The sequence below is a fragment of the Halomonas maura genome, assembly GCF_030409305.1.
Lineage (GTDB): Bacteria > Pseudomonadota > Gammaproteobacteria > Pseudomonadales > Halomonadaceae > Halomonas > Halomonas maura.
Window position 1 is genome coordinate 354,539 of sequence record NZ_JAUFPQ010000017.1, and the last position, 26,949, is coordinate 381,487.

Annotated in this window: 21 protein-coding genes; 13 read left to right on the plus strand and 8 right to left on the minus strand. The window is 70.4% G+C overall.

The annotated features are described in order from the left end of the window. Positions 1 to 83: 83 nt before the first annotated feature. From QWY76_RS11660 to QWY76_RS11710, 11 genes are all read left to right on the plus strand, one after another. Complete coding sequence (locus QWY76_RS11660) at positions 84 to 851, plus strand: ATP-binding cassette domain-containing protein (protein WP_290311386.1); 768 nt, start codon at positions 84 to 86, stop codon at positions 849 to 851. A gap of 14 nt (positions 852 to 865) precedes the next feature. Continuing rightward, complete coding sequence (locus QWY76_RS11665) at positions 866 to 1,750, plus strand: iron-siderophore ABC transporter substrate-binding protein (protein ID WP_290311387.1); 885 nt, start codon at positions 866 to 868, stop codon at positions 1,748 to 1,750. Next, on the plus strand, positions 1,740 to 3,752 hold the full coding sequence (fhuB, locus tag QWY76_RS11670) for a Fe(3+)-hydroxamate ABC transporter permease FhuB (RefSeq protein WP_290311388.1): 2,013 nt from the start codon (positions 1,740 to 1,742) through the stop codon (positions 3,750 to 3,752). The genes QWY76_RS11665 and fhuB overlap by 11 nt, the downstream gene beginning before the upstream one ends. Before the next feature lie 44 nt (positions 3,753 to 3,796). Next, a complete protein-coding gene (locus tag QWY76_RS11675; protein ID WP_290311389.1) occupies positions 3,797 to 4,486 on the plus strand; it encodes a DUF1007 family protein in 690 nt (229 codons plus the stop codon). Continuing rightward, positions 4,471 to 5,493, plus strand: coding sequence for a nickel/cobalt transporter (locus tag QWY76_RS11680; RefSeq protein ID WP_435388979.1), 1,023 nt, complete (start codon positions 4,471 to 4,473; stop codon positions 5,491 to 5,493). Before QWY76_RS11675 ends, QWY76_RS11680 begins: the two co-directional genes overlap by 16 nt. A 275-nt stretch (positions 5,494 to 5,768) precedes the next feature. Then, the gene (locus tag QWY76_RS11685; protein WP_290311390.1) at positions 5,769 to 7,910 is read left to right on the plus strand and encodes a TonB-dependent receptor; all 2,142 of its coding nucleotides are present in this window, start codon (positions 5,769 to 5,771) and stop codon (positions 7,908 to 7,910) included. 258 nt (positions 7,911 to 8,168) lie between these two features. Next, on the plus strand, positions 8,169 to 9,650 hold the full coding sequence (locus QWY76_RS11690) for an MDR family MFS transporter (protein WP_290311391.1): 1,482 nt from the start codon (positions 8,169 to 8,171) through the stop codon (positions 9,648 to 9,650). After that, positions 9,647 to 10,684 carry an ABC transporter substrate-binding protein gene (locus QWY76_RS11695; RefSeq protein ID WP_290311392.1) on the plus strand — a complete coding sequence of 346 codons (1,038 nt, stop codon included), beginning with the start codon at positions 9,647 to 9,649 and terminating at the stop codon, positions 10,682 to 10,684. Before QWY76_RS11690 ends, QWY76_RS11695 begins: the two co-directional genes overlap by 4 nt. Beyond that, positions 10,678 to 11,676 carry a FecCD family ABC transporter permease gene (locus QWY76_RS11700; RefSeq protein ID WP_290311393.1) on the plus strand — a complete coding sequence of 333 codons (999 nt, stop codon included), beginning with the start codon at positions 10,678 to 10,680 and terminating at the stop codon, positions 11,674 to 11,676. The genes QWY76_RS11695 and QWY76_RS11700 overlap by 7 nt, the downstream gene beginning before the upstream one ends. 2 nt (positions 11,677 to 11,678) lie before the next feature. Further along, complete coding sequence (locus QWY76_RS11705) at positions 11,679 to 12,725, plus strand: FecCD family ABC transporter permease (RefSeq protein ID WP_290311394.1); 1,047 nt, start codon at positions 11,679 to 11,681, stop codon at positions 12,723 to 12,725. A 62-nt stretch (positions 12,726 to 12,787) separates the two neighbouring features. Next, on the plus strand, positions 12,788 to 13,411 hold the full coding sequence (locus QWY76_RS11710; protein WP_290311395.1) for an RraA family protein: 624 nt from the start codon (positions 12,788 to 12,790) through the stop codon (positions 13,409 to 13,411). A 265-nt stretch (positions 13,412 to 13,676) separates the two neighbouring features. On the opposite strand, the gene QWY76_RS11715 is transcribed toward QWY76_RS11710, so the two are convergent. The 5 genes from QWY76_RS11715 to QWY76_RS11735 form a co-directional block, all read right to left on the minus strand. After that, complete coding sequence (locus tag QWY76_RS11715) at positions 13,677 to 15,593, minus strand: IucA/IucC family protein (protein ID WP_290311396.1); 1,917 nt, start codon at positions 15,591 to 15,593, stop codon at positions 13,677 to 13,679. Between the two features lie 92 nt (positions 15,594 to 15,685). Continuing rightward, on the minus strand, positions 15,686 to 16,525 hold the full coding sequence (locus QWY76_RS11720) for an HpcH/HpaI aldolase family protein (protein WP_290311397.1): 840 nt from the start codon (positions 16,523 to 16,525) through the stop codon (positions 15,686 to 15,688). Then, positions 16,519 to 18,414, minus strand: a complete 1,896-nt coding sequence (locus QWY76_RS11725) for an IucA/IucC family protein (protein WP_290311398.1) — start codon at positions 18,412 to 18,414, stop codon at positions 16,519 to 16,521. Before QWY76_RS11725 ends, QWY76_RS11720 begins: the two co-directional genes overlap by 7 nt. A gap of 39 nt (positions 18,415 to 18,453) precedes the next feature. Continuing rightward, the gene (locus tag QWY76_RS11730; RefSeq protein ID WP_290311399.1) at positions 18,454 to 19,725 is read right to left on the minus strand and encodes a type III PLP-dependent enzyme; all 1,272 of its coding nucleotides are present in this window, start codon (positions 19,723 to 19,725) and stop codon (positions 18,454 to 18,456) included. After that, positions 19,718 to 21,529, minus strand: a complete 1,812-nt coding sequence (locus QWY76_RS11735) for an IucA/IucC family protein (RefSeq protein ID WP_290311400.1) — start codon at positions 21,527 to 21,529, stop codon at positions 19,718 to 19,720. The genes QWY76_RS11730 and QWY76_RS11735 overlap by 8 nt, the downstream gene beginning before the upstream one ends. Before the next feature lie 508 nt (positions 21,530 to 22,037). Between QWY76_RS11735 and QWY76_RS11740 the strand changes: the two genes are divergently transcribed. Both QWY76_RS11740 and QWY76_RS11745 read left to right on the plus strand, forming a co-directional pair. Next, positions 22,038 to 22,883, plus strand: coding sequence for an ABC transporter ATP-binding protein (locus QWY76_RS11740; protein WP_290311402.1), 846 nt, complete (start codon positions 22,038 to 22,040; stop codon positions 22,881 to 22,883). After that, complete coding sequence (locus QWY76_RS11745; RefSeq protein ID WP_290311403.1) at positions 22,880 to 23,836, plus strand: sucrase ferredoxin; 957 nt, start codon at positions 22,880 to 22,882, stop codon at positions 23,834 to 23,836. The genes QWY76_RS11740 and QWY76_RS11745 overlap by 4 nt, the downstream gene beginning before the upstream one ends. On the opposite strand, the gene QWY76_RS11750 is transcribed toward QWY76_RS11745, so the two are convergent. Genes QWY76_RS11750 through QWY76_RS11760 form a run of 3 tightly spaced genes read right to left on the minus strand, consistent with a single transcriptional unit; the run spans position 23,833 to position 26,911 of the window. Next, on the minus strand, positions 23,833 to 24,984 hold the full coding sequence (locus QWY76_RS11750; protein ID WP_290311404.1) for a metal ABC transporter permease: 1,152 nt from the start codon (positions 24,982 to 24,984) through the stop codon (positions 23,833 to 23,835). The genes QWY76_RS11745 and QWY76_RS11750 overlap by 4 nt on opposite strands. Next, positions 24,984 to 26,132, minus strand: coding sequence for a metal ABC transporter permease (locus tag QWY76_RS11755; RefSeq protein ID WP_290311405.1), 1,149 nt, complete (start codon positions 26,130 to 26,132; stop codon positions 24,984 to 24,986). Before QWY76_RS11755 ends, QWY76_RS11750 begins: the two co-directional genes overlap by 1 nt. Continuing rightward, entirely contained in the window at positions 26,129 to 26,911 is a 783-nt protein-coding gene (locus tag QWY76_RS11760) for a metal ABC transporter ATP-binding protein (protein ID WP_290311406.1), read from the minus strand. Before QWY76_RS11760 ends, QWY76_RS11755 begins: the two co-directional genes overlap by 4 nt. Positions 26,912 to 26,949: the final 38 nt, after the last annotated feature.

The following is a 26,949-nucleotide window of genomic DNA, read 5'->3' on the forward strand; positions in this document are numbered from 1 at the left end:
AGCATTGATAAGGATTCTCGTTTGCCTTAGGCTTGGCCGCGCAATGAGCCGCCTGTCGGCGGCAACCCGGTAGCGGAGCCCCCATGATCGAAACGCGCGCCGCCTCCTTCGAGGTCAACGGCCAGTGCCTGCTGCACCCCCTCGACCTGGCCTTCGAGGAGGGCCGGGTCCATGGCCTGATCGGTCACAACGGCTCGGGCAAGTCGACCCTGCTCAAGCTGCTGGCTCGCCAACAGCCGTCAAGCCGGGGCGAGCTCAATCTGGACGGCAAGCCGCTGACGGCCTGGGGGCATCGTGCCTTCGCCCGTCGGGTGGCCTACCTGCCCCAGCACCTGCCCGCCGCCGAGAACCTCACCGGCCGCGAACTGGTGGGCTTCGGCCGCTATCCCTGGCATGGCCTGCTGGGCCGCCACGGCCGCGAGGACGAGGCGGCCATCGACCGCGCCCTGGCGCTGACCCACACCGAGCCCTTCGCCGACCGCCAGGTGGACACCCTCTCCGGCGGCGAGCGCCAGCGGGTCTGGCTGGCCATGCTGCTCGCCCAGGGCAGCCGCTTCCTGCTGCTCGACGAGCCCCTGGCGGCGCTGGATGTCGCCCACCAGGTGGAGGTGCTGGCGCTGACCCGCCGCCTGTGCCGGGAACTGGGCCTCGGGGTGATCATCGTGCTCCACGACATCAACATGGCGTCGCGCTACTGCGACCGCCTGGTGGCCCTGCACGGCGGCCGGCTGCTGGCCCAGGGCACGCCGGCGGAGATGATGAACGGCGACACCCTCAAGGCCATCTACGGCATTCCCATGCACGTCATGGCCCACCCGTCCGGCGAGCACCGCGTCGCCATCGCCCACTAGGCCCGGAGATCGCCTTGCTTCGCCTGCGCCGTCCCGACCGCGCCCCCTGGCGCCGCTGGCTCGCCGGCCTGCTGACCTGGCTGGTCGCCACCCTCGCCCCGGCCGAGCCGCCCCGCTTCGCCACCCTCGACTGGACCCTGGCCGAGACCCTGGTGGCCCTGGAGGCGCCGCCCCGGGCCGTGGCCCAGATCGAGGCCTACCACGCCTGGGTCGGCGAGCCCGCCCTGCCCGACACCACCACCGACCTGGGGCTGCGCAGCCAGCCCAACCTGGAGCGGCTGGCGAGTCTCGACCCCGACCGCATCCTGATCTCGCCGATGTTCGCCAACCTGACGCCCCGACTCCAGCGCATCGCCCCGGTGCAGTCCCTGCCGCTCTACAGACCCGACCGCGACACCTGGCACGAGATGCGCGAGCTGACCCGCTCGCTCGGCCGCCTGGTCGAGCGCCCCGAGGCGGCAACGCGGCTGATCGATCGGACCGAGAGGAAACTGGAAGCACTGCGGGGACGGCTAGCCGAGGATGTCCCGGCCCTCCTGGTGGTGCAATTCATGGATAGCCGCCATGTACGGGTGTTCGGCGCGGGCGGCCTCTACCAGGCGGTGCTCGATCGCCTGGGCGTCGACAACGCCTGGAGCAGGCCCACCAACGCATGGGGCTTCTCGCTGGTGGGCATCGAGGCGCTGGCCGGCCTCGACGCCCGCCTGGTCGTGGTGGAGCCCTACCCCGCCGGGGTCCGCGAGAGCCTGGACGACAGCGGCCTGTGGCAGCACCTGGTCGCGTCGAGCCGGGGCACCCCCATCGTGCTGCCGCCGGTGTGGAGCTTCGGCGCCCTGCCCTCGGCGGGACGCTTTGCCGACCGCCTGGTGAGCGCCCTGGAGAGCGACGATGCCGCCTGAGGCCCTCGCCCCCCGTCACCCGTGGCGCCCCCGCCTGACCCCGGGGCGCCTCTGCCTGCCGTTCGTCCTCGGGGTGCTGGGCCTCGGCCTTCACCACCTCCTCGCCGGCCCCGGCCTGGGGCCGGGGTTCGCCGCCCTGTTCCGCGCCACGGTCCCGGCCGAGGCGGCCACGACGCTGGTACTGCACTACGCCTGGTGGCCACGGCTGGCCATGGCCCTGCTCGCCGGCGGCGGCCTGGCGCTGGCCGGGGTGGTGATGCAGCAGGTGCTGCGCAACCCCCTGGCCGCCCCCACCACCCTGGGCGTGGCCAGCGGCGCCAACCTGGCGCTGATGGCCGCGACCCTGCTGGCGCCCGGCCTGCTGGGCCTGGGCCAAGAATGGGTGGCGCTGGCCGGCGGCGGCCTGTCCATCGGCCTGGTCCTCGCCCTGGCCTGGCGACGCGGCCTGGCGCCGGTGGTGGTGGTGCTCGGCGGCCTGGTGGTCAACCTCTACTTCGGTGCCCTGTCCATGGTGCTGCTGCTCTTCCACCAGGAGGAGCTCAAGGGGCTGCTGATCTGGGGGGGCGGCTCGCTGGCCCAGAACGGCTGGCAGGACGCCGCCTTCCTGGCCCCACGCCTGGCGCTGGGGGCCCTGGCCGCGGCCTGGCTGCTGCGTCCCCTGGCGGTGCTCGACCTCGACGAGGCCGGCGCCAGGAGCCTCGGCGTCTCGCTCAAGCAGCTGCGCCTGGCCGGGCTGGGCCTGGCGGTCTTCCTCACCGGCTGCGTGGTCAGCGTGGTGGGCATCATCGGCTTCATCGGCCTGGCCGCGCCCAACATCGTGCGCCTGGCCGGCGCGCGGCGGCTGGGCGCGCGGCTCGCCTGGTCGACGCTGCTCGGCGCCCTGCTGCTTGCCACCACCGACCTGCTGCTGCAACACGTCTCCGGCATCCTGCCCACCCTGATCCCCACCGGCGCCACCACCGCGGCCCTGGGCGCGCCCCTGCTGCTGTGGCTGATCCCCCGGCTGCGTCTGGGCGGCGAGGCCCCGCCCCGGGAGGCCCGCGCCCTCGGCCACCGCCACCCGGCCCCCGGGCGCCTGGCCACCTGGCTGGCCCTGGGCCTGGCCGGACTGGCCGTCGTCGCGCTGCTGGCCGGCCAGGGCCCCGACGGTTGGCAGTGGGCCGCGCCGACCGACTGGCAGTTGCTGCAGTGGCGGGCGCCCCGGGCGCTGGCCGCCGCCGGCTGCGGGGTGATGCTGGCCATCGCCGGCACCCTGATCCAGCGACTCACCGCCAACCCCATGGCGAGCCCCGAGGTGCTGGGCATCAGCGGCGGCAGCGCCATCGCGCTGATGGGCGCGATCTTCCTGCTGCCCGCCCCGAGCAACCTGACCCTGGTGGCCGCCGGCACCCTGGGGGCGCTGGCCAGCCTGGCGGTGCTGGTGGGCCTCAATCGCCGCAGCGGCTTCCAGCCGGAACGGCTGCTGCTGACCGGGGTGGCCATCACCGCCCTGTTCGAGGCGGTCAAGGCCGTGGTGCTGGCCGGCGGCGACCCGCGGGGCCAGCAGGTGATCGCCTGGCTGTCCGGTTCCACCTACTACGTCGACCCGACCAGCGCCCTGGTGGTGACCGCGGCGGCCCTGCTGCTGGCCCTGGTCGCCGCGCCGCTGGCCCGCTGGCTGGACATCCTGCCGCTGGGCGGGGCCACGGCCACCGCCCTGGGCCTGCCCCTGGCCCGCGCCCGCCTGGTGCTGCTGCTGCTGGTGGCGCTGCTCACCGCCGGCGCCACCCTGGTGGTGGGGCCGTTGTCCTTCGTCGGCCTGCTGGCCCCGCACCTGGCCCGGCTGCTGGGCTTCTCGCGGGCCGGGGCGCACCTCGCCGGCGCCGCCTTGGCCGGGGCACTGCTGATGGTGCTGGCCGACGGGCTGGGCCGCCAGCTGCTGTTCCCCGAGGAGATCCCCGCCGGCCTGGTGGCCTCGCTGCTAGGCGGCGCCTACTTCATGTGGGGGCTGCGGCGTCTATGAGCCATGCATTGCCGCCCTACCACGCTTGCCACAGGATATCGACCATGCCGTCTCGACACTCATCATGGGGCGAGGCCGGGCGACGCCTCCTTGCCCTCGCCCTCGCCTGCGCCCTGGCTCTCTGGCCACTGCCGAGCCCGGCCCACCCTCACGGCTGGGTAGACGTCTCGGTGCGCGTGCAGCTGGATGACCGCGGCCGGGTCGAGGCGCTGCAGCAACGCTGGCGCCTCGATCCCCTCTACAGCCAGCTGCTGCTGGAGGAGCTGCGGGCCGCCCAGGGCAAGGCCCCGATGGAGGCCCGCCTCGATCGGCTCGGCGTGGAAATACGTCAACAGCTCTCCCCGCAGCACTACTTCACCCACGTCACCCGGAACGGCGAGGCGGTCGCGCTGGGCGAGGTCAACGACTTCACCACCCTGGCGCGCGACGGCCGCGTCGTCCTCATGTTCCGGCTGCCACTCGCCGAGCCCCTGCCACTGGGCCAGGCCGCGATGCACTACCGGATCTATGACCCGACCTACTACATCGAGGTACTGCATGAGGCGGATGGCGAAACGCCCCGGGCCGACGCGCTGCGCGTGACGGGAGCCGACTGTGCCACGCGCATCATCGCCGCCGACCCCGACCCGGTCCAGGTCGCCGAGGCGGCGCGCCTGGACCGTGGAGAACGGGCGCCGGAGGGGCTGGGACGCTTCTTCGCCGAGACCGGAGAGGTGCGATGCGACCTCCCCTGACCACCTCCCGGGGCGACATGACACGCCCGCCCTCTCCCCGCGGGCATTGGCTCGTCGGACTCGGCGTGCTGTCGATGGCGGTGATCGGCCTGGCCTGGTTCACCAGCGGCCAGGGCGTTGGCCTTCAGCTGGTCGCCTGGCAACGCGATCTCCACCGCGCGCTGACGGAGGCGATCACCTACCTCGACGCCGTCCCGAGCGTGACCGCCTGGATGGGCCTGCTCGGCCTCAGCTTCGGTTACGGCGTCTTCCATGCCGCCGGCCCCGGCCACGGCAAGGCGGTGCTCAGCACCTACCTGCTCAGCCAGGGCGGCGCCCTGCGCCGAGCCCTGCTGCTCTCCTGCCTGGCCTCGCTGCTGCAGGCTCTGGTGGCCATCGCCCTGGTCACGGTGCTGGTCCATGGCCTGGGCTGGCTGACGCGCCAGGCCATGGGGTCGGTGGCCTGGCTGGAGCAAGCCAGCTATCTGCTGGTCGCGATGCTGGGCCTCTGGCTATGCTGGCGCGCGCTGGCCCACTTGCCCTCCCGACATGAGGCGGCCTCCCATGACCATGACCATGACCATGACCATCACGAGTGTGACTGCGCCCATCATCTGACGCCCCGACAGGCCGAGGACTGGCGTGGCGCCCTGGCCGTGGTGGCCTCGATCGGCATGCGGCCCTGCAGCGGCAGCGTCTTGCTGATCGGCGCCGCCTCCCTGCTGGGCCACTTCGGGGCCGGGGTGATGGCGGTGCTGGCCATGGCCGCAGGGACGGCCCTGACGGTCTCGGCGCTGGCCCTCGCCAGCGTGATGGCCAGGGAATGGGTCGAGCGTCGCCTGCAGCGCTCATTCCACTGGAAAGGACTTCAGCGCTGCTTGCGGTGGGCCGGCTTCGCGGGGGGACTGCTTATCCTGACCCTGGGCCTCTCCCTGTTCATGGCCGGAACTCGCGCCCCGGCGGACATTCCGCTCCTCAACGCACCGTCCCTGGGCCCTTCGCCCTCAATCTCGCCGTTCGGCGGGTAACGCCCAGCCACTCACGCTGCACGACGCGCCCGACCGGCACCAGTCGTCACCGCTGGCGACGCATGGCGCGTCGATTCGCGGCATGGCGGCTCCCCGATCGCACGAGGCCTGCCGCTGGACCCGCAATGACCCAGCGCCGCGTTGCACCCGCTAATGCAAAGCATTATCATTCTGATGCGCATAACCACCAACCGAACCATGCCCGCATCGGCCATAACAATGACTCCCATGCCGATGCCGTTCACCCAGGATCAGACAAGGAACTTCCGTCGCTTATGTCCATCACCCGACAGCCCCGCCATGCTCGGCTGCTGCCACTCATGCTGTGCTCCGCCCTGCCCGCCACGGCCCTCGCCCAGGCCACCACGAGCACCGAATCCGAGCAAGCGGCCGGCGGTGACGAGCTGAACCCCATCGTCATCACCGCCACCCGCAGCAAGAGCACCGAGGGCGAGACCTCCCAGAAGGTCACCGTCATCACCCGCGAGCAGATCGAGCAGCAGCTGGCGATCACCCAGGACCCCGGCCAGGTGCTCAGCAACCTGATCCCCTCCTACTCGCCCAGCCGCCAGAAGCTCTCCAACGCCGGCGAGACCTTCCGCGGTCGCTCCCCGCTGTTCCTGGTCGATGGCGTCCCCCAGAGCAATCCGCTGCGCGACAGCGCCCGCGACAGCTATACCATCGACCTGTCCATGGTCGAGCGCATCGAGGTCATCCACGGGGCCAGCGCCGAGCACGGCCTGGGAGCCACCGGTGGCATCATCAACTACGTGACCAAGCGTCCCGACGGCGCCGGGGTTCGCCAGCATGCCGGCGTCAGCCTGACCAGCGACGACGACTTCGAGTCGGATGGCTTCGGCCACAAGCTGGACTATCGTCTCAGCGGCCAGGACGGGGACTGGGACTACCTGGTGGCCGCCAGTCGCCAGGAACGCGGCGTCTTCTACGATGGCAATGACGAGCGCGTGGGCATCGCCTACCCCGGCGAACTCCAGAACTCCGAGAGCTACGACCTGCTGGCCAAGGCGGGCTACTGGTTCGACGACGACCAGAATCTCGAGGTGGCGGTCAATCGCTTCGAGCTGGAGGGTGACGGCGACTATGTGCCGGTGCCCGGCGATCGTGACGCCGGTATCGCGACCACCGCCCGCAAGGGCGACCCGGTGGGCGACCCCGGCTACAACGAGGTCACCACGGCGCGGCTGTCGTATTCCCATGCCGACTGGCTGGGCAACAGCCTGGACGCCCAGCTCTACTCCCAGCGCTTCCGCGCCCGGTTCGCCACCACGCCCTTCTTCCCCTACCAGGACGACGGCGCGACCCGCTTCGACCAGACCCGCAACGAGTCCGACAAGGTGGGCGCCAAGTTCACCCTGTCCCGGGACGGCCTGCTGAACGACCGCCTGACCCTGACCACCGGCCTCGACCTGCTCCAGGACGAGACCCGCCAGGAGCTGGTGCATACCGGTCGCACCTATGTCCCGGAGAGCCAGTTCCGCAACTATGCGGTCTTCCTGCACGGCGACTACGCCCTGACCGATGCCCTGAGCGTGAACGCGGGGGTCCGCCACGAGCAGGCCGAGCTCGAGGTCGACGACTTCTCGACCATCGACCGCAGCAACGTCACCCAGGACAACGTCAGCGTCGACGGCGGCAACCCCGACTTCGACGAGACCCTGTTCAATGCCGGCCTGGTCTACCAGGCCACCGACTGGGCCCAGCTCTACGCCAACTACTCCGAGGGCTTCGGCATGCCCGACGTGGGCAGGGTGCTGCGCGGCATCGACACCCCCGGCCAGGACGTCGATTCGCTGCTGACGCTGCAGCCCATCGTCACCGACAACCGCGAGGTCGGCGCCCGCTTCGACTGGGACCGCTACGGCCTCGAGCTGAGCTACTACGAGTCGAACGCCGACTTCGGTGAGCGCCTCACCGAGGAGAACGGCGTCTGGGTCGGCAACCGCGAGAAGACCGAGATCCAGGGCGTCGAGATCACCGGCGAGGCCCGCCTGAGCGATGCTCACCAGCTGCGGCTGTCCTACACCCATGCCGAGGGCGAATCGGACACCGACGGCGACGGCCGCGTGGACACCGACCTCACCGGCATCAACATCGCCCCGGACACCCTCAAGCTGGGCTGGAGCGCCGCCTGGAACCAGAAGCTCTCCTCGCACCTGCAGTATCGCTACTACTTCGACCGCAGCGTCGACGACCCCGAGCTCGAGTTCGACGGCTACGGCCTGGCCGACGCCTCCCTGACCTACCGCCTGCCGGTGGGCAGCGCCAGCCTGGGTATCGAGAACCTCACCGACGAGGACTACTTCACCTACTACTCCCAGGCAGCCCGCGTCAGCGACGACTACTACTTCAAGGGGCGCGGTCGTACCCTCACCCTCGGCTACCAGGTCGACTTCTGAGTCGAAGCCGAAGTGTCCGAGTGACCTGGCTCGTTGAGCGGCGCCCCATGGCGCCGCTTTTGTTGAGGGTTCAGCGCCGCTTGCCGGGCCATGCGGCCCGGGGATGCACGCCTCGCCCCGATGCCCCTGCCCCGGCCTTCTCGCAATTGATAACGTTTTGCATTTGGCCGGGTGCCGTGTCATCATCCTGCCCCCATGACGCGTTGCGCATTGGCGTTCTGCCAGGCAACGCCCCCGTGCCCCGCTAAGTGAACGTCCATGCCGAACGCTCCCGGGCATGGCGGAAAGGTGCTGTTCAGTGTGTTGCTGGGCACCTTCACCGTCAGCCTCAACAACAGCGCCCTGAACCTTGCCGTGGCCGATCTGATGGCCACCTTCGACGCCCGCGCCACGCAGGTCAGCTGGGTGGTGACGCTGTTCATGATCGCCATGGGCATGACCATGCCGCTCACCGGCTACCTGGCCGACCGCTTCGGTCGCCGGCCCGTCTACCTGCTGGGCCTGTGGGGGTTTCTGGCGGGCTCCGTGCTCGGCGCCCTGGCCCAGAGCCTGGCCGGCATCATCCTCGCGCGCGGGCTGCAGGGCGTGGCCGCGGGGTTGATGATTCCCCTGTCCCTGTCGCTGATCTTCTCCGCCTATCCCGGCGACCAGCGAGGCCGCGCCAGCGGGATCTGGGGCTTCGCCGTGATGATCGCCCCGGCCATCGGACCGAGCGTCGGCGGGCTGCTGCTCGAGGTCAGCCACTGGCGGGCGCTGTTCCTGATGAACATGCCGTTCGCGCTGCTGGGGCTGCTGTGCGGCTATCGCTATCTCCCGGCCGAACCCGCCAATCGTCGGCGTCGGTTCGACCTGCCCGGCTTCGCGCTGATCACCCTGGGCATGGGCGCGGTGCTGTTCTCCCTCAGCCGGATGGAGACGCTGGCGGACCTGTGGCGCGTCCAGGCCCTGCTGCCGCTCATCGCCGGCCTGCTGGCCCTGTGGCTGTTCGTGCGCGTCGAGCGATGTGCCCGGACGCCCCTGCTCGATCTGTCGCTGTTCGCCCACCGCGGGTACCGACTCAGCGTCATCCTGGCCTGCCTGCAGTCGATCATCCTGTTCGGCTGTATCCTGCTGGTGCCGCTGTGGATGCAGACCGCGCTGGGCTTCGGCCCCTTGACCACCGGGCTGGTGTTTCTGGCCACCGCGCTGGCCGCCTCCTCCTGCTCGCCCGTGGCGGGTCGCCTGATCGACCGCTACCCGCCACACTGGTGCATCGGCGTCGGGCTGATGATCACCCTGGCCAGCCTGCTGGGGCTCGCTACCCTGACGGCGGCCACGCCGGTGTGGGTGATCGGCGCCTGGATGGGCCTGCGCGGACTCGGCCTCGGCTGCGCCTACCTGCCGGCCACCACCGTGGGCATGCAGGACCTGCCCGAACACAGCGTCGCCCAGGCCTCGGCCATGAACAACATGGCCAGGCGCCTGGTCTCCTCGCTCGGCCTCGTGGCGCTGTCCATCCACCACGACATGGCCGTGCAGGCCGCGCTGCATCGGGGCATGCCCTATACCGAGGCGAGCGCCGCCGCCCTCCACCAGGCCTTCCTGGCCCTGGCGGCGATCGCCGTGGGCTGCCTGCCGCTGGCCTGGCGGCTCGGCCGCGCCGTGACACGCCAGGCGCCCGCGGCGCCGGGCGACATGCCATCCCCCGCTCGCTCCCCCGGGCAGGCCCTGAACACCGCATCCGCCAGGAGGCCGGAATGACCACTCGCGCCCGGATCCGCCGCCGCTGGCTGGCGATGCTGCTGGTGACCCTCATGCCGTGGGGCGCCATCGCCCTCGCCTCCGTTGAGGCCCGCGCCAGCCGCAGCGTCGCCAATGCGTTCGGCGACACCCACCTCCCCGCCCCGCCACGGCGCGTCGTCACCCTCTACCAGGGCGCGACGGACAGCGCGGTGGCGCTCGGCATCACGCCGGTCGGCGTCGTCGACTCCTGGCTGGAACCGCCCATGTATCGCTACCTGCGGGATGCGCTGGCCGGCGTGGAGCACGTCGGCCTGGAGACCCAGCCCAACCTGGAGAAGGTGGCCTGGCTGGACCCCGACCTGGTCGTGGCCACGCGCTTTCGTCATGAACGGGTCCGGCCGCTGCTGGAGAAGATCGCGCCGACGGTCGCCACCGGCAGCGTCTTCGACTTCAAGGCCTCCCTGGCGCTGCTGGCCGAGGCCACGGGCCGGGAGGCCCGCGCCCGCGAGCTGCTGCGGGACTGGGACGAGCGCGTGGCGGACTTTCGCCGGCGAATCGCCGACACCCTGGGCGGCGCCTGGCCGCAGAAGGCCGCGGTGGTCCGCTTCAAGAGCGACCATCTGCGCCTCTACTCCACGGGGTTCGCCGGCTCGATCCTGGATGAGCTGGGCTTCGAGCAGCCGGACTCCGTGCAGGACCAGGGCTGGGGCATGAAGCTGACCAGCGAGGAGAACATCCCGGTCATGAATGCCGACGTGATCTTCGTGCTGCTGGAACCGGACGACCCCGCCATTGCCGAGAACTACCGGCACTGGACCTCCCATCCGCTCTGGCAGCGACTGGATGCCGTGCAGAACCGGCGCGTCTTCGAGGTGGATGCGGTGAACTGGATCATGGGCGGCGGCATCCTGGCCGCCAACGCCATGCTCGATGACCTCTACGCCCATTACGGGCTGGCGACGCCCCGCGGGCACGCGCTGCCCACCGCGGCCTGCACGGCGGGCACCGCCGCGCAGCCCCGCGCCCAGGACGAGGAGCCCGCCGCATGCTGAATCACGGGGTTTCCCGGGGCGCGGGGCTGCTGCTGGGCCTGGTGCTGGTCGCGGCGGCCTTCGTGGCGAGCGTCATGCTGGGCACCACGCAGATCGCCCCGGCGACCTTCGCCCAGGCCCTGGTGCACTACGACCCCGCCCGGGTCGCGCATATCATCATTCGCACGGAGCGCCTGCCGCGGGCGGTGATCGCCGCCCTGGTCGGCGCGAGCCTGGCCATCGCCGGCGCCCTGATGCAGACCATGACCCGCAACCCGCTGGCCTCGCCTGGCATCCTGGGTATCAACGCCGGGGCCATGTTCTTCGTGGTGATCGCCGTCTCGCTGCTGCCCCTCCATACGCCGGCCGACTATGTCTGGGCGGCGCTGCTGGGGGCCCTGGTCGCGGCCTGCCTGGTGGTGGTACTGAGCCGAGGTCGCCAGGGGGAGCTGTCGCCGCTGCGGGTGGTGCTGGCGGGCGTGGCGATCACCGCCATGTTCGTCTCGTTCAGCCAGGGCCTGCTGATCATCGACCGGCAGAGCTTCGAGAGCGTGCTGTACTGGCTGGCCGGTTCCGTGTCCGGGCGCGAGCTGTCGCTGGTGGTGCCGCTGCTGCCGCTCTACGGCGGCGCCCTGCTGCTGTGCGCCCTGCTCGTCCGCCACGCCAATGCCCTGCTGCTGGGCGATGACATGGTCAAGGGCCTCGGCATGCGCGCCGGCACCATCAAGCTGTTGCTCGGCCTGGCGGTGATCCTGCTCGCCGGCAGCTCGGTCGCGCTGGCCGGCATGATCGGCTTCGTCGGCCTCATCGTGCCGCATATGGCGCGGGGGATCTTCGGCGTCGACCACCGCTGGCTGCTGCCGGCCTGTGCGCTGCTGGGGGCGAGCCTGCTGCTGCTGGCCGACGTGGCCTCGCGCTTCCTGATGCCCCCGCAGGACGTCCCGGTGGGGGTGATGACCGCGCTGGTCGGCACGCCCTTCTTCATCTACCTGGCGCGCAGGAAACAGGCCTGACCATGACGCACTCCGCTTCCCTGAGACAGCCGGGCGATGGCCCCCTCGATGCCCACCGGACTCGCGATCTCGGCATCGCGACCCTGCTCGGGCTGTTGCTGCTGGCCAGCATGGGCCTGTCGCTGGGCCTCGGCAGCTTCCCCACCTCGTTCGGCGAGGTGGGGCAGGCGCTGGCCACGCCCGAGGACAGCGACATCGCCTTCATCGTCTGGGAACTGCGGCTGCCGCGTATCGTGCTGGCCGTGCTGGTCGGGGCGGCCCTGGCCATGGCCGGCGCGATCCTCCAGGGCATCGTGCGCAACCCGCTGGCCTCACCGGACGTGATCGGCATCACCAGTGGCGCCGCCCTGGCCGCCGTCGCCTTCCTGGCGCTGTTCGGCACGGGCCTGAGCATCCACTGGCTGCCGGCCTCCGCGCTGCTCGGCGCGCTGCTGGCCGCCATGCTGGTGTTCCTGCTGGCCTGGAAGCGCGGCATCAGCCCCTCGCGCATGGTGCTGGTCGGCATCGGGCTCTCCGCGGCGATGGGCGCCATGACCACCCTGCTGATCGTGATCAGCGACGATGCCGCCGCCATGGTCGCCTACGTGTGGCTGACCGGCAGCCTCTACGCCGCCCAGTGGCAGGACGTGCTCGGCCTGCTGCCCTGGCTGCTGGTGGCCGTTCCCCTGTGCCTGACCCAGGCCCGTCACATGGATGCCATGGCGCTGGGGGACCAGGTGGCCCAGGGGCTGGGCGTGAACGTCCTGCGCAGCCGACTGCTGTTGATGGCCTGCAGCGTGGCGCTGGCGGGGGCGGCCGTGGCCTTCGCCGGGGGGCTCAGCTTCGTGGGGCTGATCGCGCCGCATATCGCCGCCCGCCTGGTGGGCCGGGGCTTCGCCCGGCTGGTGCCGGCCGCCGCCCTGGTGGGGGCCTTGATCGTGCTCTACGCCGACCTGCTCGGGCGAGTGGCTTTCCTGCCCAAGGACCTGCCCGCCGGCATCTTCGTCTCGGGGGTGGGCGCGCCCTTCTTCGTCTATCTGCTGCACCGCACCCGCTACCAGAATCATTGACACGGCTCGACCGTCATCACACCCCCCGCTTCACTCACCCCATGGCAAGACAGGGAAGGTCCATGTTCCATATCGCACCCCGCCAGGACACCTTCACGGCGTTGCAACGGCAGCGCTACCGGCCCCTGGCCACCTCCACCCTGGGGCATTTCACCGACTTCGGCGCCATCACCTCCCTCATGCCCCTCCAGCGTCCCGTGCGGCTGCTCGGCACGGCCCTGACCGTCAGGATCCCCCACGTCGACGGCAGCATCATCCGCGAGGCGCTGAAGCTGGCCTGCCCGGGTGACGTGCTGGTGATCGACGTGTCCGGCGACCAGCGCCGGGCCTGTTGGGGGGAGTTCCGGGCCTATGCGGCACTGCGCAAGCGGCTCGCGGGCATCGTCACCAATGGCGCCGTCACCGACCGGGACGCCCTGTGCCGGCTCGACCTGCCCACCTACGCGCGGACGAACAGTCCGCTCACCACCCGGGCGCTGGAGCTGGAAGGCGAGATCAACACCCCGGTCGCCATCGATGGCGTCACGATCCAGCCGGGCGACCTGGTGGTGGGCGACGATGACGGCCTCTTCGTCGTCCCGCCGCATCGCGCCGACGCCCTGGCCGAGGCCGCCGAGGCCAAGCAGGCCCAGGAAGAGGAAAAGCGCCGTGCCCTGGCGGCCGAGTTCCCGGAGTGGTTCCGCTAAGGCAACACTGCACCAATGCCTGCGCGGGCGAATCGCTGCGTGATGCGCTGCGGATTCGCCAGCCCGGTCGCAAGCCTCAGCGATCCCTAGGCTGCGGTTGCCGCGCTCCGGGCGCCTTGCGCTTGATCCGGGGACGCCGAGTCCGCTCGCCGATGTGTTCAGCGCTTCCCCGACGACGCCATTGCGCTGAAACGTCCCCCATGAATGACAACCGCCCGACAGGTCGTCGGGCGGTTGTCGCCTGAGGCATTGGCTGCCGTGCAGCTCAGGCCTCGGTCAGCGGCTCGGCTGGGGTGATCTCCTCCGGCAGGCCGACCCGAACGAAGGGATTGCAGGTCGCGCTGGTGCCGAAGGGCATGCTGCCCGGCCCGCCGGCGCGCTCGATGATCGGCGCGATCAGCCGCTTGTAGGGCCACTGCTCGCGCTCGAAGAGCCGCTCCCGGAGCATCCCGCGATCGCGATCGTCGAAGGGGATCGCCGCGATTCGCGCCTCGAGGCGGGCGGCCATCTCCCGCCACAGCTCATGGCTCGACAAGGCGTAGTAATCCGCCAGGGTATCGATGATCGCACGCAGGTTGACCTGGATCGCCAGCGTCTGCAGCCAGAACAGCAGGGCCTCGAGGCTGTCGTGATACAGGGTGTTGGAATGGCCGGGCTTGATGCAGTAGCACGGGTCCTGCAGGCCATGCCGCTCCAGGCGCGCGACGCAGATCCGCAGCGAGTCGTGGTCGCGCAGCAGCAGCCCGTGGCAGCGGCCCTCCCGGAACACCAGCACGGCATTCTGGCCATGCACCTCCGCCAGCATGCCGAGGCGGAACATGCGCAGGTTGATGTCGAAGAACACCTCGCAGAGCTCGCCGAACAGCGCCTGCAGCGAGGCGGGAGTGGCCGGCATGCCGCGCTGCGCCAGCCAGTCGTCGAATACATGGTGCTCGCCGCCCGGCAGTGGCGTCCCCAGCGTGGCCATGGGCACCAGGCGCACGTCCGGGTCGTCCAGCAGCGCGCGAGGATAGCTGCGCACCATGGCAGACAGGTGCCGCGGCGCCTCGTCGAACAGCGTCGCGCCCTCCGGCATGTAGGCCCACCACTTGCCCTCGTCGCACAGGGAGAGCCCCTCGGCGAGCCGGGCATCCTTCTCACGGGCCTGGTCCAGCAGGCGGGCGCTGAGATCGCCATTGACCATCTTGACCGCCGGCAGGTAGCGCGAGGCGCCCAGGGAATGGATGGCCATCGGCAGTTTCAGGAAGTGCGGACTCGCCGTGGTCGGCGCCAGCGAGCGCAGCGATGAGGTCGCGAGCCAGGGCTCCGTGACCGCGTCCAGCGAGACACAGTCTCCCGCCGCGAAGGCCGCGTCCAGCCAGCGCGGCAACGCATGCGCGTGCTGCCAGGGATGCACGGGAATGGCGACATGGCTCCGGGCCAGCCCCCGCGACGCCATCTCCCGTTCGAGCGCCCGCTGGCCGTCGTCACCGGCGAGCCACTCCACCGGCGCGGGACCCGCCGCGTCGACACCGGCGCCGGTCATCATCCGGTCGCGGGCCATTGCCACCCAGCGAAGCCGAATGGGGGCGTCGAACTCGGCCATGTAGGCACGATATTCGTCCTCGCTGAGCCCCTGCTTGGCCTTCGCCGTGGGGTGATAGGGCCGGTCGAGCAATGACGCCCACTGCTCCATGATCGCGAAGTGCACGGCGGTGTCACGCCGCCTCAGGTCTCGGGTCTCCACCCGGTGGGCCACGGAGCTTTCCGACTGCCAGAGGCTGTCGGCCAGCGCCTGGAGAAACACCTTCTGGCCCTGCTCCAGGGCCGGCTCGTCGTCCGGCGTCACGGCGCCGCAGACACGGCGCATGAAGGCCACGGGATCGAGGGACGCCCACTCCTCGCTCTCGTGATGCAACAGGATCACCGGCGTGTGAGGGACCTTTTCCCACGCCTGGACGATGCCGGGCCGCAATAGCATGGCGATGCCGTGATGGCGATCCTGCGGCCAGTACCAGAACCGCCCTGCGGGATCGCCGCCGTGGGCCCGGAACGCCGGCAGGCGGGAGATCCAGTCATCGACTTCGGTGGCGACCCGCCAGTCCGCACCGAGGCCATCCAGCAGGCCTTCCACCAGCAGGCCGTCCACCAGCGACTGCATGATCTGCGCCTGGGCATGGTGCTGGGCATCGAGGGGTGTCATGGTCGTGAGCTCCTTCTCAGTGTCGGTACGCTCGCGGGAGGCGTCGTCGCCCGCCCGATTCGCAGTAGAGGAAACATTCGCCGTCGGGGACGTCATGAGCGGAAGGCCTCGCGAGCTAGCGGCGCCCTGGCCTCGCTCTCTATTGGTGCCCGAGCATCGCTCTCTATCGGCGCCCGAGCATCGCCGAGCGCCTGCTGCAGGGCGCGGAAGGCGATGCCCCGCTCGTCGCCCAGCAGGAAGGTGCTGACGCCGCGCGCCTGCCACTCGGCCTTGGCGTGCGGGTGACGCAGGAAGGCGCCATAGGGAATGCCATGCTCGCTCGCCGTGCGCTGCACCGCTTCCAGCGCCCGAACGACCTCGGGGTGCCCGGTCTGCCAGGTCACGCCCAGCGACTGGGACAGGTCCGCCGCGCCCTCCAGCACCATGTCGAGGCCTGGCACCGCGCAGATCGCCTCGATCTCCGCCACCCCATGGCGGCTCTCGATCATGGCGACCACCAGGATCTCCCGGTTGGCCTGGACGACGTAGTCCGCCAGCGAGGCCTTGCCGAAGCCACCGGGCCGCCCGGCGTTGAGGCTGCGCTCGCCCTCCGGGGCATACTTGCAGGCGGCCACGGCACGCTCGAGGGTCTCGGGATCCTCCACGTTGGGCAGCACGATGCCCTGGGCGCCGCCGTCGAGCAGGCGCAGCAGGGTCTTGGGATCGGCGTCCGCCACCCTGACCAGGGGCGTCATCCGGTAGCTCTCGGCGGTACGGATCATGTGCTCGACGGTTTCCGGGTTGATCAGTACGTGCTCGGTATCGATCACCACGAAGTCGAAGCCGGCCTCGGCGATCAGCTCGATGGCGGCCGCGGTGGGCAGGGAGGCCAGGATCCCGTGGACCTCGCGTCCCTCGGCCAGCGCTCGCTTGAGTCGGTTGGTCCTCAGCATGCCGTCGCCTCCCGCGGCGCGAAGGCCGCCAGCGGGTTGGGGACCTGCTTGACCTGGGGGTCGTCGTCGCCGAACAGGCGACGCCGGGTCAGGGCCTCCACCTCCCAGTGGGGCGCGAAGACATCGAAGCAGCGGTAGCGCTCGCCGTGCTGCGGGTGGGCGCGCTGGTAGGCCGTGATCTCGTCCGCCGCCATGGCCCAGAACCGCGACTCGTCGAGGCCGAAGTGACGCTGCAGGAAGATCGCCATCTCCGCCAGGGCGATGAAGAAGAAGGCGTCGCAGGAGTAGTCGCGGACCGCCTCCGGGTCGTCGGTGACGAGGAAGGAATTGCGGTTGAGGGCGGCATGGCGCTCGGGCACGGGCGCCAGGGTCGGGGCCAGCTCGGGCCGCGCCAGGTGCGCGGGGCTGAAGCGCACGCCGTCGTGGAAATCCTTCAGCGCCACCCGGAGCGGCCAGCCATCGCGATGGATGACCACGATGTTCTGGCCGTGGGATTCCATCCCCACGCCCTCGGCGAACAGCAGGTGGATGATCGGCAGGGTGGCGACATGCACGAGTTGCCGGGTCCAGGCCTCCAGCCCGTGTCGTTCGACCCAGGGGGCGATGAAGGGGCTGACGGGCACCCCCTCGGCGTCCCGGCTGAACTGGCTCAGCCCGTTGAAGGGCACGGCCCGCTCGCCGTCCGCCAGGAACTCGCCGACGTTGCGCCGCCAGATGGCGCCGACCTTGCCGTACACGTCGCCATAGCGGGCGTCCGCGAAGGCCCGCTCGTCCAGGGCCACGCCGGCCACCTCGCCGAGCAGCACGAATCCTGCGGCCCGGGCGGTTTCGTCCGTGTCGATCAGCCGCTGCAGCCACTCGGTGATGACGGGCCCGTTGGCGACGGTGTGGCGCGCCAGGATGCGCGTGCTGGAGGTGTTGGTGATGCTCATCGCCAGCTTGAGATAGGGCTGGTGCGACGCCCGCGGGGCCAGGGTGCGAATCGACTGCTGCGCGGTATAGGTCGTCTCGCCCTCGCCGAGCAGGGCGATCTCGCCGCTGGCGAGCTCCGGGTACAGCGCCGTCACCAGGGCGTTGTCCCACTGCCAGGGATGCACCGGCATCAGCACGACCTCGTCGCGTGCCAGCTGGCGCCGCGCCAGGTAGTCGTCCAGGCTCGCCATCACCCGCGGGCCGGCTTCCTGTGCGACCCGCTCGGCGAGCGCCACCTCGCCGACGGCTCCCTGATGCGCCAGGCGCGTCGGCACGGCCAGCCACCTGACCCGCAACGACTGGGCGAACTCCGGCCCGTAGCGCTGATTGTCGCGCAGGGAGAAGCCGAGCCGCGACTTGTAGCAGGGATGGTAGCTGTGCGCGTCGGCGAAGTACTGCTCCAGGGTATCGGCATCCAGCGCCTGGGGGGCCACGTGACAGGGCACCGGCCAGGCGGATGACTGCACGTCCTTGATCAGGGTCTGGGTGAGCTCGTTGACGAAGCCGGGCTGGATCGCGACACCACCCAGCGCCGCCTCGAGATCCTCGAGGAACCGTTGCAGGCTCACCGGCTCCGGCGTGCTCGCCGCGCCCTCGACCTCCAGGGTGGCATGCGCGAGGCGAATCAGCTGGAAGCTGTGGCATTGCCAGCCGCTCACCCGATAGCGGCGCTTGCCCAGCGTCAGGGAAAATCGCGTGGCGCCGGTGACGACAAACTCCGGCTCGGCGACGGCCTCATAGGGCAGCACGTTCTCGTAGAGCAGGGTCTGCAACAGCTGGCCGACGACGCGCTGCTCGATGCGGGCGTGATGCCGCCAGTGCGCCGAGGCGCCAAACGGCGCGGCAGTGGACGGCGAGGCGTCGGGGTCGCCCTCGATGGCCGCCACCGGCGGCAGTGCACGTTCATGGGATGACATAAGGTAACTCCTGAAGAATGGATCGGCACAGCGCCCCGGTCAGCGCACCGGCTCGGCGGGCCGCCGGCGTCGCGTCTCGGGCTCGCTGCCCTCGCGGGTGTTGCGAGAGTCGCCGACGAAGACCTGCTCGGGACGGGGATGGCACAGGAAATCCGCATGGGAGATGTTGTAGCCGTAGGCGCCGGCCAGCGGCAGCACCAGCAGGTCGCCCACCGCCACGCCGGACAGTGCCTGCCGGCGGCTCAGCACGTCCTTGGGGGTACACAGCTGCCCCACCACGGTCCAGGGCCGGCGCTCCCCCGCCCTCGCCCGTTCGGGGTCGCGGGGCAGGTGAATGATCGGGTGATCGTGGCCCTGGGCCGCGGGCAGGCGAAACTGGTGGGTGCCGCCGCGGCAGACGAGGAAGCCTTCGCCATGGCTGACCTTGGTATCGAGCACCTCGATCGCGTAGTAGCCGCAGAAGGCCGCGAGGAAACGGCCGATCTCGAAGCGCACTCTTGGGGGCTCGCGCATGGTCGCCAGACGCTGCCCCAGGGCCTCGCACAGGCCGGCCCAGTCGAACTGCTCGGAAGGCCGGAGATAGTTCACGCCGATGCCGCCGCCCACGTTGAGCTGGGTGACCGCCTCGGGGTGTCGCGCCAACCCTCGCCAGCGAGGCCAGCGCGCCAGATAGGCGTCCAGCAGCCGTTGGTGTCGCCGCTCGCAGGCCTGGTGCGACATGGCATGGACATGAAAGCCGACCAGCCTCAGGTTCGCGGCATCGTCGACGGCCCGGACGGCGTCGGCCAGCTGCGCCTCGTCGATGCCGAACGGCGTGGCGGTGCCGGCCATGCGCAGGCGGCTGGAGAGATCCTCGGGCAAGGCGGGATTGATGCGCAGCAGCACGGGCTGGACACGCTCCAGCGAGGCCGCGACCGCCTGCAGGCGGGCCACTTCCCCGAGGCTCTCGACATGGAAGGCTTCGACGCCTCGCGTCATGGCGTCGTACATGTCGGCGTCGAGCTTGCCAGGCCCGGAGAGCACCCAGGGGCGCGGCGTCGCACAGGCGCAGGCTCGCGCGATCTCGCCGCCGGACGACAGCTCCAGTCCATCCACGTGCGGCGCCAGGGTATCGATGATGGCCGCCTCGCTGTTGGCCTTGATCGCGTAGTAGAGTTCGACGCCCGGCGGCAATGCCGCCTGCATGGCACGTCCCTGCGCGTCGAGCGCCGGGAGGTCATAGAAGAACGCCGCCATGGGGTCCCCGGACGCCTGTCGATGCAAGGCGATGGCGGCGAGGACGCGCTCGGGAAGCGTGATGGACTCAGCCATAGGCCACCTCCCGGTCCATGACCCGGGAGGCCTGCCAGGGGTTGGGCAACGCCACGTACTGGGCCTGCCGGTCCGGCTGGGCCATCAGCCGCAGCTTGAAGTTGGTCTTGCAGGGCAGCTCGCCCCCCGCCAGCAGCGCATCCAGCTCGGGGGCAGGCGCGCCCAGGGCCTGTCGCACGCGACGTAGCTCGTCCAGGGTGTCCTGCCACAGCGCATCGCCGAGGGCCGGGCGCTGCCAGCTCAGCGCCAGGATCGCCTCGGCGACATGGTTGACCAGCAGGCAGTAGGCGATGCGGTTCCAGCCCTGCTCGCGCCGGTAGGTCATCGACTCCCTGACGCGGGGATGCAGCGACTCCCCGGCGAGCCAGTCCACGCCCTTGTCATGGGTCAGCTTGACCCCCTCGAAGTCGCGCAGCAGCATCTGCCGGGGCGTGCCCGCGTCATGGATCAGCACGCAATTCTGCAGATGGGGCTCCATGACGATGCCATGGCGGAAGAACAGCCCCATGACGGGAGCCACCAGCGTACGCAGGTAGGCCTGGAACCACTCTCGGACCCGGGGTTCCGTCGGCAGTGCGAGGCGGCCTTCGGCGGTCGCCGCTCCCTCGATGAAGCCCAGCACCATCGGCGCCAGCTGGGCATCGCGGGCAAACAGCGTCCCGCTGAGCAGGCAGCGCTGCGGCGAGAACCGCCGGCAGAAGTTCTCCCGCAGGATCATGCCGGTCTGCTCGCGGAACCAGCGCCGGTCGACCTCGTCGCCCTCGGTCGGTGCCCAGTGCACCGTGGCCGGCTCCTGCGCCACGCACAGCGCCTCCAACGACGCGTCCTTCGACTGGGCGAGACGATGCATGATGCGGTCGATGACCAAGGTGCTTTCCAGCTCGTACCAGGCGTTCTTGCGCACGCAGTTGGTGATGCGCACATTGAGCGATCCCTTGAGGAACCAGGGCTGCCCCTCGAGGTACCAGGTGCGCATGGACGCCGTCGGCGCGGCGCGCCAGCCGCTCTGCCCCAGATCGCCGATGACGCCCTCATCGATCATCTGCGCCACCCGGGCATCCCGGCGGAACAGGTCGGCCTGTACCGGGTGCATGCTGAGCACCACGCGATCCCCGTCCTCCGCATGGCGCTGGTCCGCCACATGCGGCAGCACGTCCGGAGCGCTCAACCGGTTGGCCTGGATGCTCAGTCCGGCCACGGGGAAGGAGAACTGATGCAAGGCCGTGGTGGCGCCGAATTCGGGGGCGTAGGCGGGCCTGTCCTGCAGCAGATGGGGAGGCCATTGCCGGGCCTTGGGCGTGGGATGGTTGGGATGGCCAAACCATAACCCCTGTTCACTGCGACGATAATCCGCCAGCGGGTGATGCCCGGGCCGTTTGACGGCATGGGCGACGATCGTCGTCATGACCTCCTGGCTCTGCACGACCTGATCGCACAGCTCCCGGTTGAGCGTACCGTCATGCCAGTGACAATGGTCCAACAGCGCGGCGATCAACCCGGCCAGGCCGGGGACCCGCCAGCCTGTGGCCTCCGCGTCCCGGAGGTAGACGTCGGAGAGGTAGAAGTGGCTGCCGATGGCCGAGCGCCGATCCACCATCACGAACAGCGACAGCGATGCCGACCACTCGATCAGCAGCGGCGTGCCGTGCCGTGGCTCCGGCAGACCTTCCCGCCGGGCGGGCCATCGATAGGATACCGCGTCATGGGGAATTGCCACTTCCTTGATGATGCAGTTCAGCAACGCATGCGTGGAAGCATGTCGGCTGGTCTCGCCGGGTAGAGGAGAGAAAGGGGCGTAGCTCATGTAGCCTCCGCAAGAATGCCGTCCTTGAAAGACCCACCTGCCTGAAGAGCTAGCGTGCCGTCGGCAAGCTCCCTGTCCGCGTCGATGGCCTTGCCGCCGCCGGCCGCCGTTGGCATATGGGTCCGCGTATCCCTCGCTAGTCACGTTGCGACGTTGTTATGGCTGGTCGTGTCGATCGAGATGGTGAACGCCGCCGACTCCCCACCGGCAGCCCTGCGTCCCCGCGGGCTGTGGCATCACAGCTGCGAGATGGGAAGCCGGCGTGACGCCTCCCGCCGAGCCCTCTCCGGCGCGCCATCAAGATCTAGCCGCGAATGAGAATGATTACAATATACATTAGCATTCTGTTTGTCCATGCCCATCGCGCCATCCGTGGGCGATCTGCCGATGCCCCTGTTGCTGACAGAGCGTGGCTGCCAAGACCCGCTGGCGAGCGCGTCGACGTTGAAAATGAGAATACTTTGTCTTACGGTGCTTCGGCCCAGACACCACACCGACGAGCCAACCCATGTCCTCCACACCTGCCAAGCCACCTCGACTGACGGGCGAAGCCCTGCACGCCGGGTACGAATCCCGACGCGTCCTGGACGGCGTCGATCTGGCGGTGGCCGAGGGCAAGCTGACGGTGCTGCTCGGCCCCAACGGCAGCGGGAAGTCGACGCTGCTGAAGACGCTGGCACGAACCCTGACGCCCAGTGCCGGGCGGGTCTGTCTCGATGGCCGGGATATCCATCGCCGCAACACGCGCGAGGTGGCACGCCGCCTGGGCATCCTGCCGCAGGGCCCTTCCGCCCCGGAGGGGCTGACGGTCAGGCAACTGGTCGGCATGGGACGCTTCCCCCACCAGCGGCTGTGGCGACAGGATGCCGAGCAGGATGCCCGCGCCATCCGCGAGGCGATGGCCTATGCCGATGTCACGGACCTTGCCGAGCGGGGTGTCGACGCGCTCTCCGGCGGGCAGCGACAGCGCTGCTGGATCGCCATGGTGCTGGCCCAGGAGACCGACCTGATCCTGCTCGATGAGCCCACCACCTTCCTCGATCTCAAGGTGCAGGTGGACCTGCTGGAGCTGCTCTCGCGCCTGGCCCACGAGCACGGCCGCACCCTGCTGCTGGTGCTGCATGACCTGAACCTGGCGGCGGCCTACGCGGATCGCCTGGTCATGATGCGCGACGGGCGCATCGTCACCAGTGGCACGCCGGAGGCGGTGTTCACCGCCGACAACCTGAAGCGGGTCTTCGACCTCGACGCCCACGTCATCCGCGACCCCCACACCGGCGGACCGGTCTGCGTGCCCGCCGGGTCGGGGCGAGTCCGCTCGCGTGGCCAGGTCATCCAGGGGATCAGCGCATGAATCATCGCTTCTGCGCCGTCGAGAGCATCACCGTCGGCGACCCGCTGGCGGGCACCGCCAGCCATGCCGAACGCAACTTGCTGCTCGCCTGGCCGCGGGCCAGGTGGCGCCGCAACCTGCGCCACGCCAGCGACATGCCCGCGGCCGTCTCCGAACGGCTCGATGCACTGGCCGCCGACGGTCGCCGGGTCAACCTGATCCACCGACAGGACCGGCCCAGCCACCGCCACCGCGTCTATCTGATGCCCGAGAACCGCGGCTTCGAGGTCGAGCGCGAGGCGTTGCCCGACTTCCTGACGGCCGTCGAACGCGGCGACTCGCTCAGCCACTGGGAAACCGAAGCGCCCGCGGGCGCGCTGTTGCTGTGCTGCACCCACGGCAAGAAGGACAAGTGCTGCGCCAAGTTCGGCTTCGCCGCCTACAAGGCCCTGGCCGCGGCGGTGGCGGATCGCGCCCTGCCCTTCGAGGTGTGGGAGAGCAGCCACCTGGGCGGCTGTCGACTGGCGGCCAGCGCCATGGTCTTCCCGGCCCTGCGCAAGTATGGCCGCATCGGCGAACGGGACGTGTTGCCTCTGCTCGAGGCCGAGGCCCGCGGCCGCCCCTACCTGCCCTGCTACCGGGGCGACGCCCGGCTCACGCCGGTGCAGCAGTGCGCCCAGCTGGCCGCGCTGGAGTGGCTCGAGGCGCGGGGGCACTCGGCCACCCCGCACTTGGCGGACGACGCCGGCGATAGCGACGCCCGGCGCCCGGTATTCGACTGGCGTGACGGCGCCCAGGGCGGCCGACTCGCCGTGACCTGCCGCCCCGACACGGTGGTGCGCCTCGATACCTGCGCCGACCTGGAGGGCGATGGCGCCACGCCGAGCGAGGTATGGCGCGCCACCCGAGTCGACACCCTGGCCGTGGATGGCGATGTCGAGACCTCGCTCGGTCGGGCCCACTCCGGCCCCTAACGGCCGCCCGCGCGCTCTCCCCGACGCCCCGGCTCGAGGATCTCCCGGGCCAGGTCGCGACCGGCCGGGGTCAGGCTCAGGGCCTCGCCGGCGCGCACGATCAGGCGCCGCTCGCAGCTGCGCTCCACCACCCGATTCGCCTTGGCCTCGTCCCACAGCAGGTGCTCGCGCAGCGCCCGGGTGACGTTCTCCTCGTGCTGCGCGGGGCTGCCCTCGTGGTTGTAGAGGTGCACGGCCAGGGTGCGGATCTCGTTGAGCCGGCGCTGGCCGCGGCGGCGCAGCCACTGGGCGACCAGTCCGTAGCGGGGCCCGGCGAGGAAGGCCAGCATCAGCAGGACGCCGGTCATCACCGCCATCATGCCGCCGATGGAGACGTTCCAGGCCACCGCAAGGTAATAGCCGCTGACGCTGGCGGCGATGGAGACCAGGGTGCCGTAGCCGAACATCAGCCACAGCCGGTCGGTGAGCAGGTAGGCGGTGGCCGGCGGGACGATGACGAAGGCCACGAAGAGCACCGCTCCCACGGCGTCGAAGGCCGCCACCGCCGTGCCGCTGGTCAGCAGCAGCAGGCCGTAGAAGAGCACCCCGGGCGCCAGCCCCAGGGCCCGAGCCAGGGTCTCGTCGAAGGTGGCGAGCTTGAGCTCCTTGTAGAAGAGCCCGACGAAGGCGGCATTGAGCAGCGTCATGGCGCCCATGGAGAGCAGCGCCCGGGGCACCCGGACATCGCCGAGGGTGACGGTATCCAGCCAGACGAAACCGATCTCGCCGAGCAGCACCGTGTGGGTGTCGATATGCACGTCCCGGGCGTAGAGGTTGAGCAGCAGCACGCCGATGGAGAACAGCACCGGGAACACCAGGCCGATGGCGGCGTCCTGCTTGACCCGCCGGGTCCGCACCAGCAACTCGGTGAGCACCACGGTGAGCAGCCCGGTCAAGGCGGCCCCGACGAGTTGCACCGGGCCGCTCTGCTGGTGGGTGAGCAGCCAGACGATGACGATGCCGAAGACGATGGCGTGGCCGATGGCATCGGAGAGCATGCTGTTGCCGCGCAGCACCAGGAAGGTTCCCACCAGGGAGGAGGCGATCCCCACCAGGGCCCCCACCAGCATGATCATCAGCGGCACGTTGTCGAACAGCGCGGCCAGCATCAAAGGCCCTCCCCGTTCAGCGAGGCCAGGACGCGCTCGGCCTCGGCGATGCCGGCCGGCGTCAACACCCAGCGCCGTTCGGGGCCGGGCTCGCCGGGGCGCGCCTCGCCCCATTCGACCAGGCCGCGGCGTTCGAGCTTGCGCAGTGCGGCCCGGGTGCCCAGGCCATGGTAGGTGTCGAGCATGCCCTGCTCGGACCGATAGACGGGATCCTCGTGGTGGGCGGCGAGCCGGTAGAGGGTGGTCAGCACCTGCTGGTCGCGCAGCCGGCGCCGCCCCCGCCACAGCCGCACCGCGCCCCAGACCAGGCCGCGCCCCGGGGCCAGGGTGATCGACACCAGCACCACCGCGGAGACGCTGAGGATGATCAGCGGGCCGGTGGCCAGTCCCCGAGACAGGGCGCTGAGCAGGGCGCCGAACACCCCGCCGGCCACGCCGATCGCCGCGGCCAGCCAGACCATGTCCTCGAGACGATGGCTCCACTGGCGGGCCGCCACCGCCGGGGCGATGACCATGGCCGCCATCAGCACCACCCCCACCATCTGCAGGCCGACCACCACGGCGAGCGCGATCATCACGGTGAGCAGCACCTCGAGCCAGACCACCGGCATCCCCAGGGAGGCGGCGAACTCCGGGTCGAAGGTGACCAGCTTGAACTCCTTCCACAACGCCGCCACCAGCGCCAGCGCCGCCAGCGTGATGCCGCCCATGATCCAGACGTCCGAACGCAGCGTGGCCGCCGCCTGGCCGAACAGGAAGGCGTCGAGACCGCCCTGGGCGGCGTTGTTCAGGCCCTGGATGTGGGTCAGCAGCACCACGCCCAGGGCGAAGAAGACGCTCAGGGCGATGCCCAGGGCGGCATCGGTCTTGAGCCGGCTCATGCGCGTCAACAGCAGCATCACCAGGGCGGCCAGGGCCCCGGTGACGAGTGCCCCGAGCAGGATGCTGCCCATGTGCCGGGTGCCGGCGATGATGAAGCCCAGGCAGACGCCCGGCAGCGCGGCGTGGGACATGGTATCGCCGAGCAGGCTCTGCTGGCGGAGCACCGCGAAGCTGCCCAGCACCCCGCTGATCAGCCCCAGCAGGGCCGCGCCGGCCACCACGTTCTGGAGGGTGTAGTCCTGCAGCAGGGAGAGGACTGCCGTCATGAGCCGGAGGCCTGGTTGGACAGGAAACCGGTCTCGTCGAGCAGGGCGATCTGGCCCCCATAGGCCCGCTTGAGGTTCTCGGCGGTGTAGACCTCCGACACCGGCCCCTGGGCGATGACCCGCACGTTGAGGATCAGCAGCCAGTCGAAGTAGCTGCGCACCGTCTGCAGGTCGTGATGCACCACGATCAGCGTCTTGCCGTCGTCGCGCAGGCGGCGAAGGATGTCGACGATGGCCCGCTCGGTGGTGGCGTCGACCCCGGCCATGGGCTCGTCCAGGAAGTAGACGTCGGCCTGCTGGACCAGCGCCCGGGCCAGGAAGACCCGCTGCTGCTGGCCGCCGGAGAGCTGGCTGATCTGGCGCCGGGCGAGGTCCGCCATGCCGACCTGCTCCAGGGCCGCCATGGCCTGGTCACGTTCTCGCCGCCCCGGGCGCTTGAGCCAGCCCAGCCGGCCGTAGAGCCCCATGGTGACCACATCCAGGGCGGTGGTGGGGAAGTCCCAATCGACGCTGGAACGCTGGGGCACGTAGCCCACCCGCCGGCGTCGGGCCTTGTAGGGCAGGCCGAACAGCCGCACATGGCCGGCCACCGCCGGCACCAGCCCCAGCACGCTCTTGACCAGGGTGCTCTTGCCGGCGCCGTTGGGACCGACGATGCCCGCCATCACCCCGGGCGGCACGTCGAAGTCGATATCCCACAGCACCGGCTTGCTCTGGTAGCTGACGGTCAGGTCCTCGACGTGCAGGGCGAGGTCCGGTTCATGCAGCGACAGGGTCATGGTGTGCTTCCCGTGCTCGGCGGGCCCAGGGCCCGGGG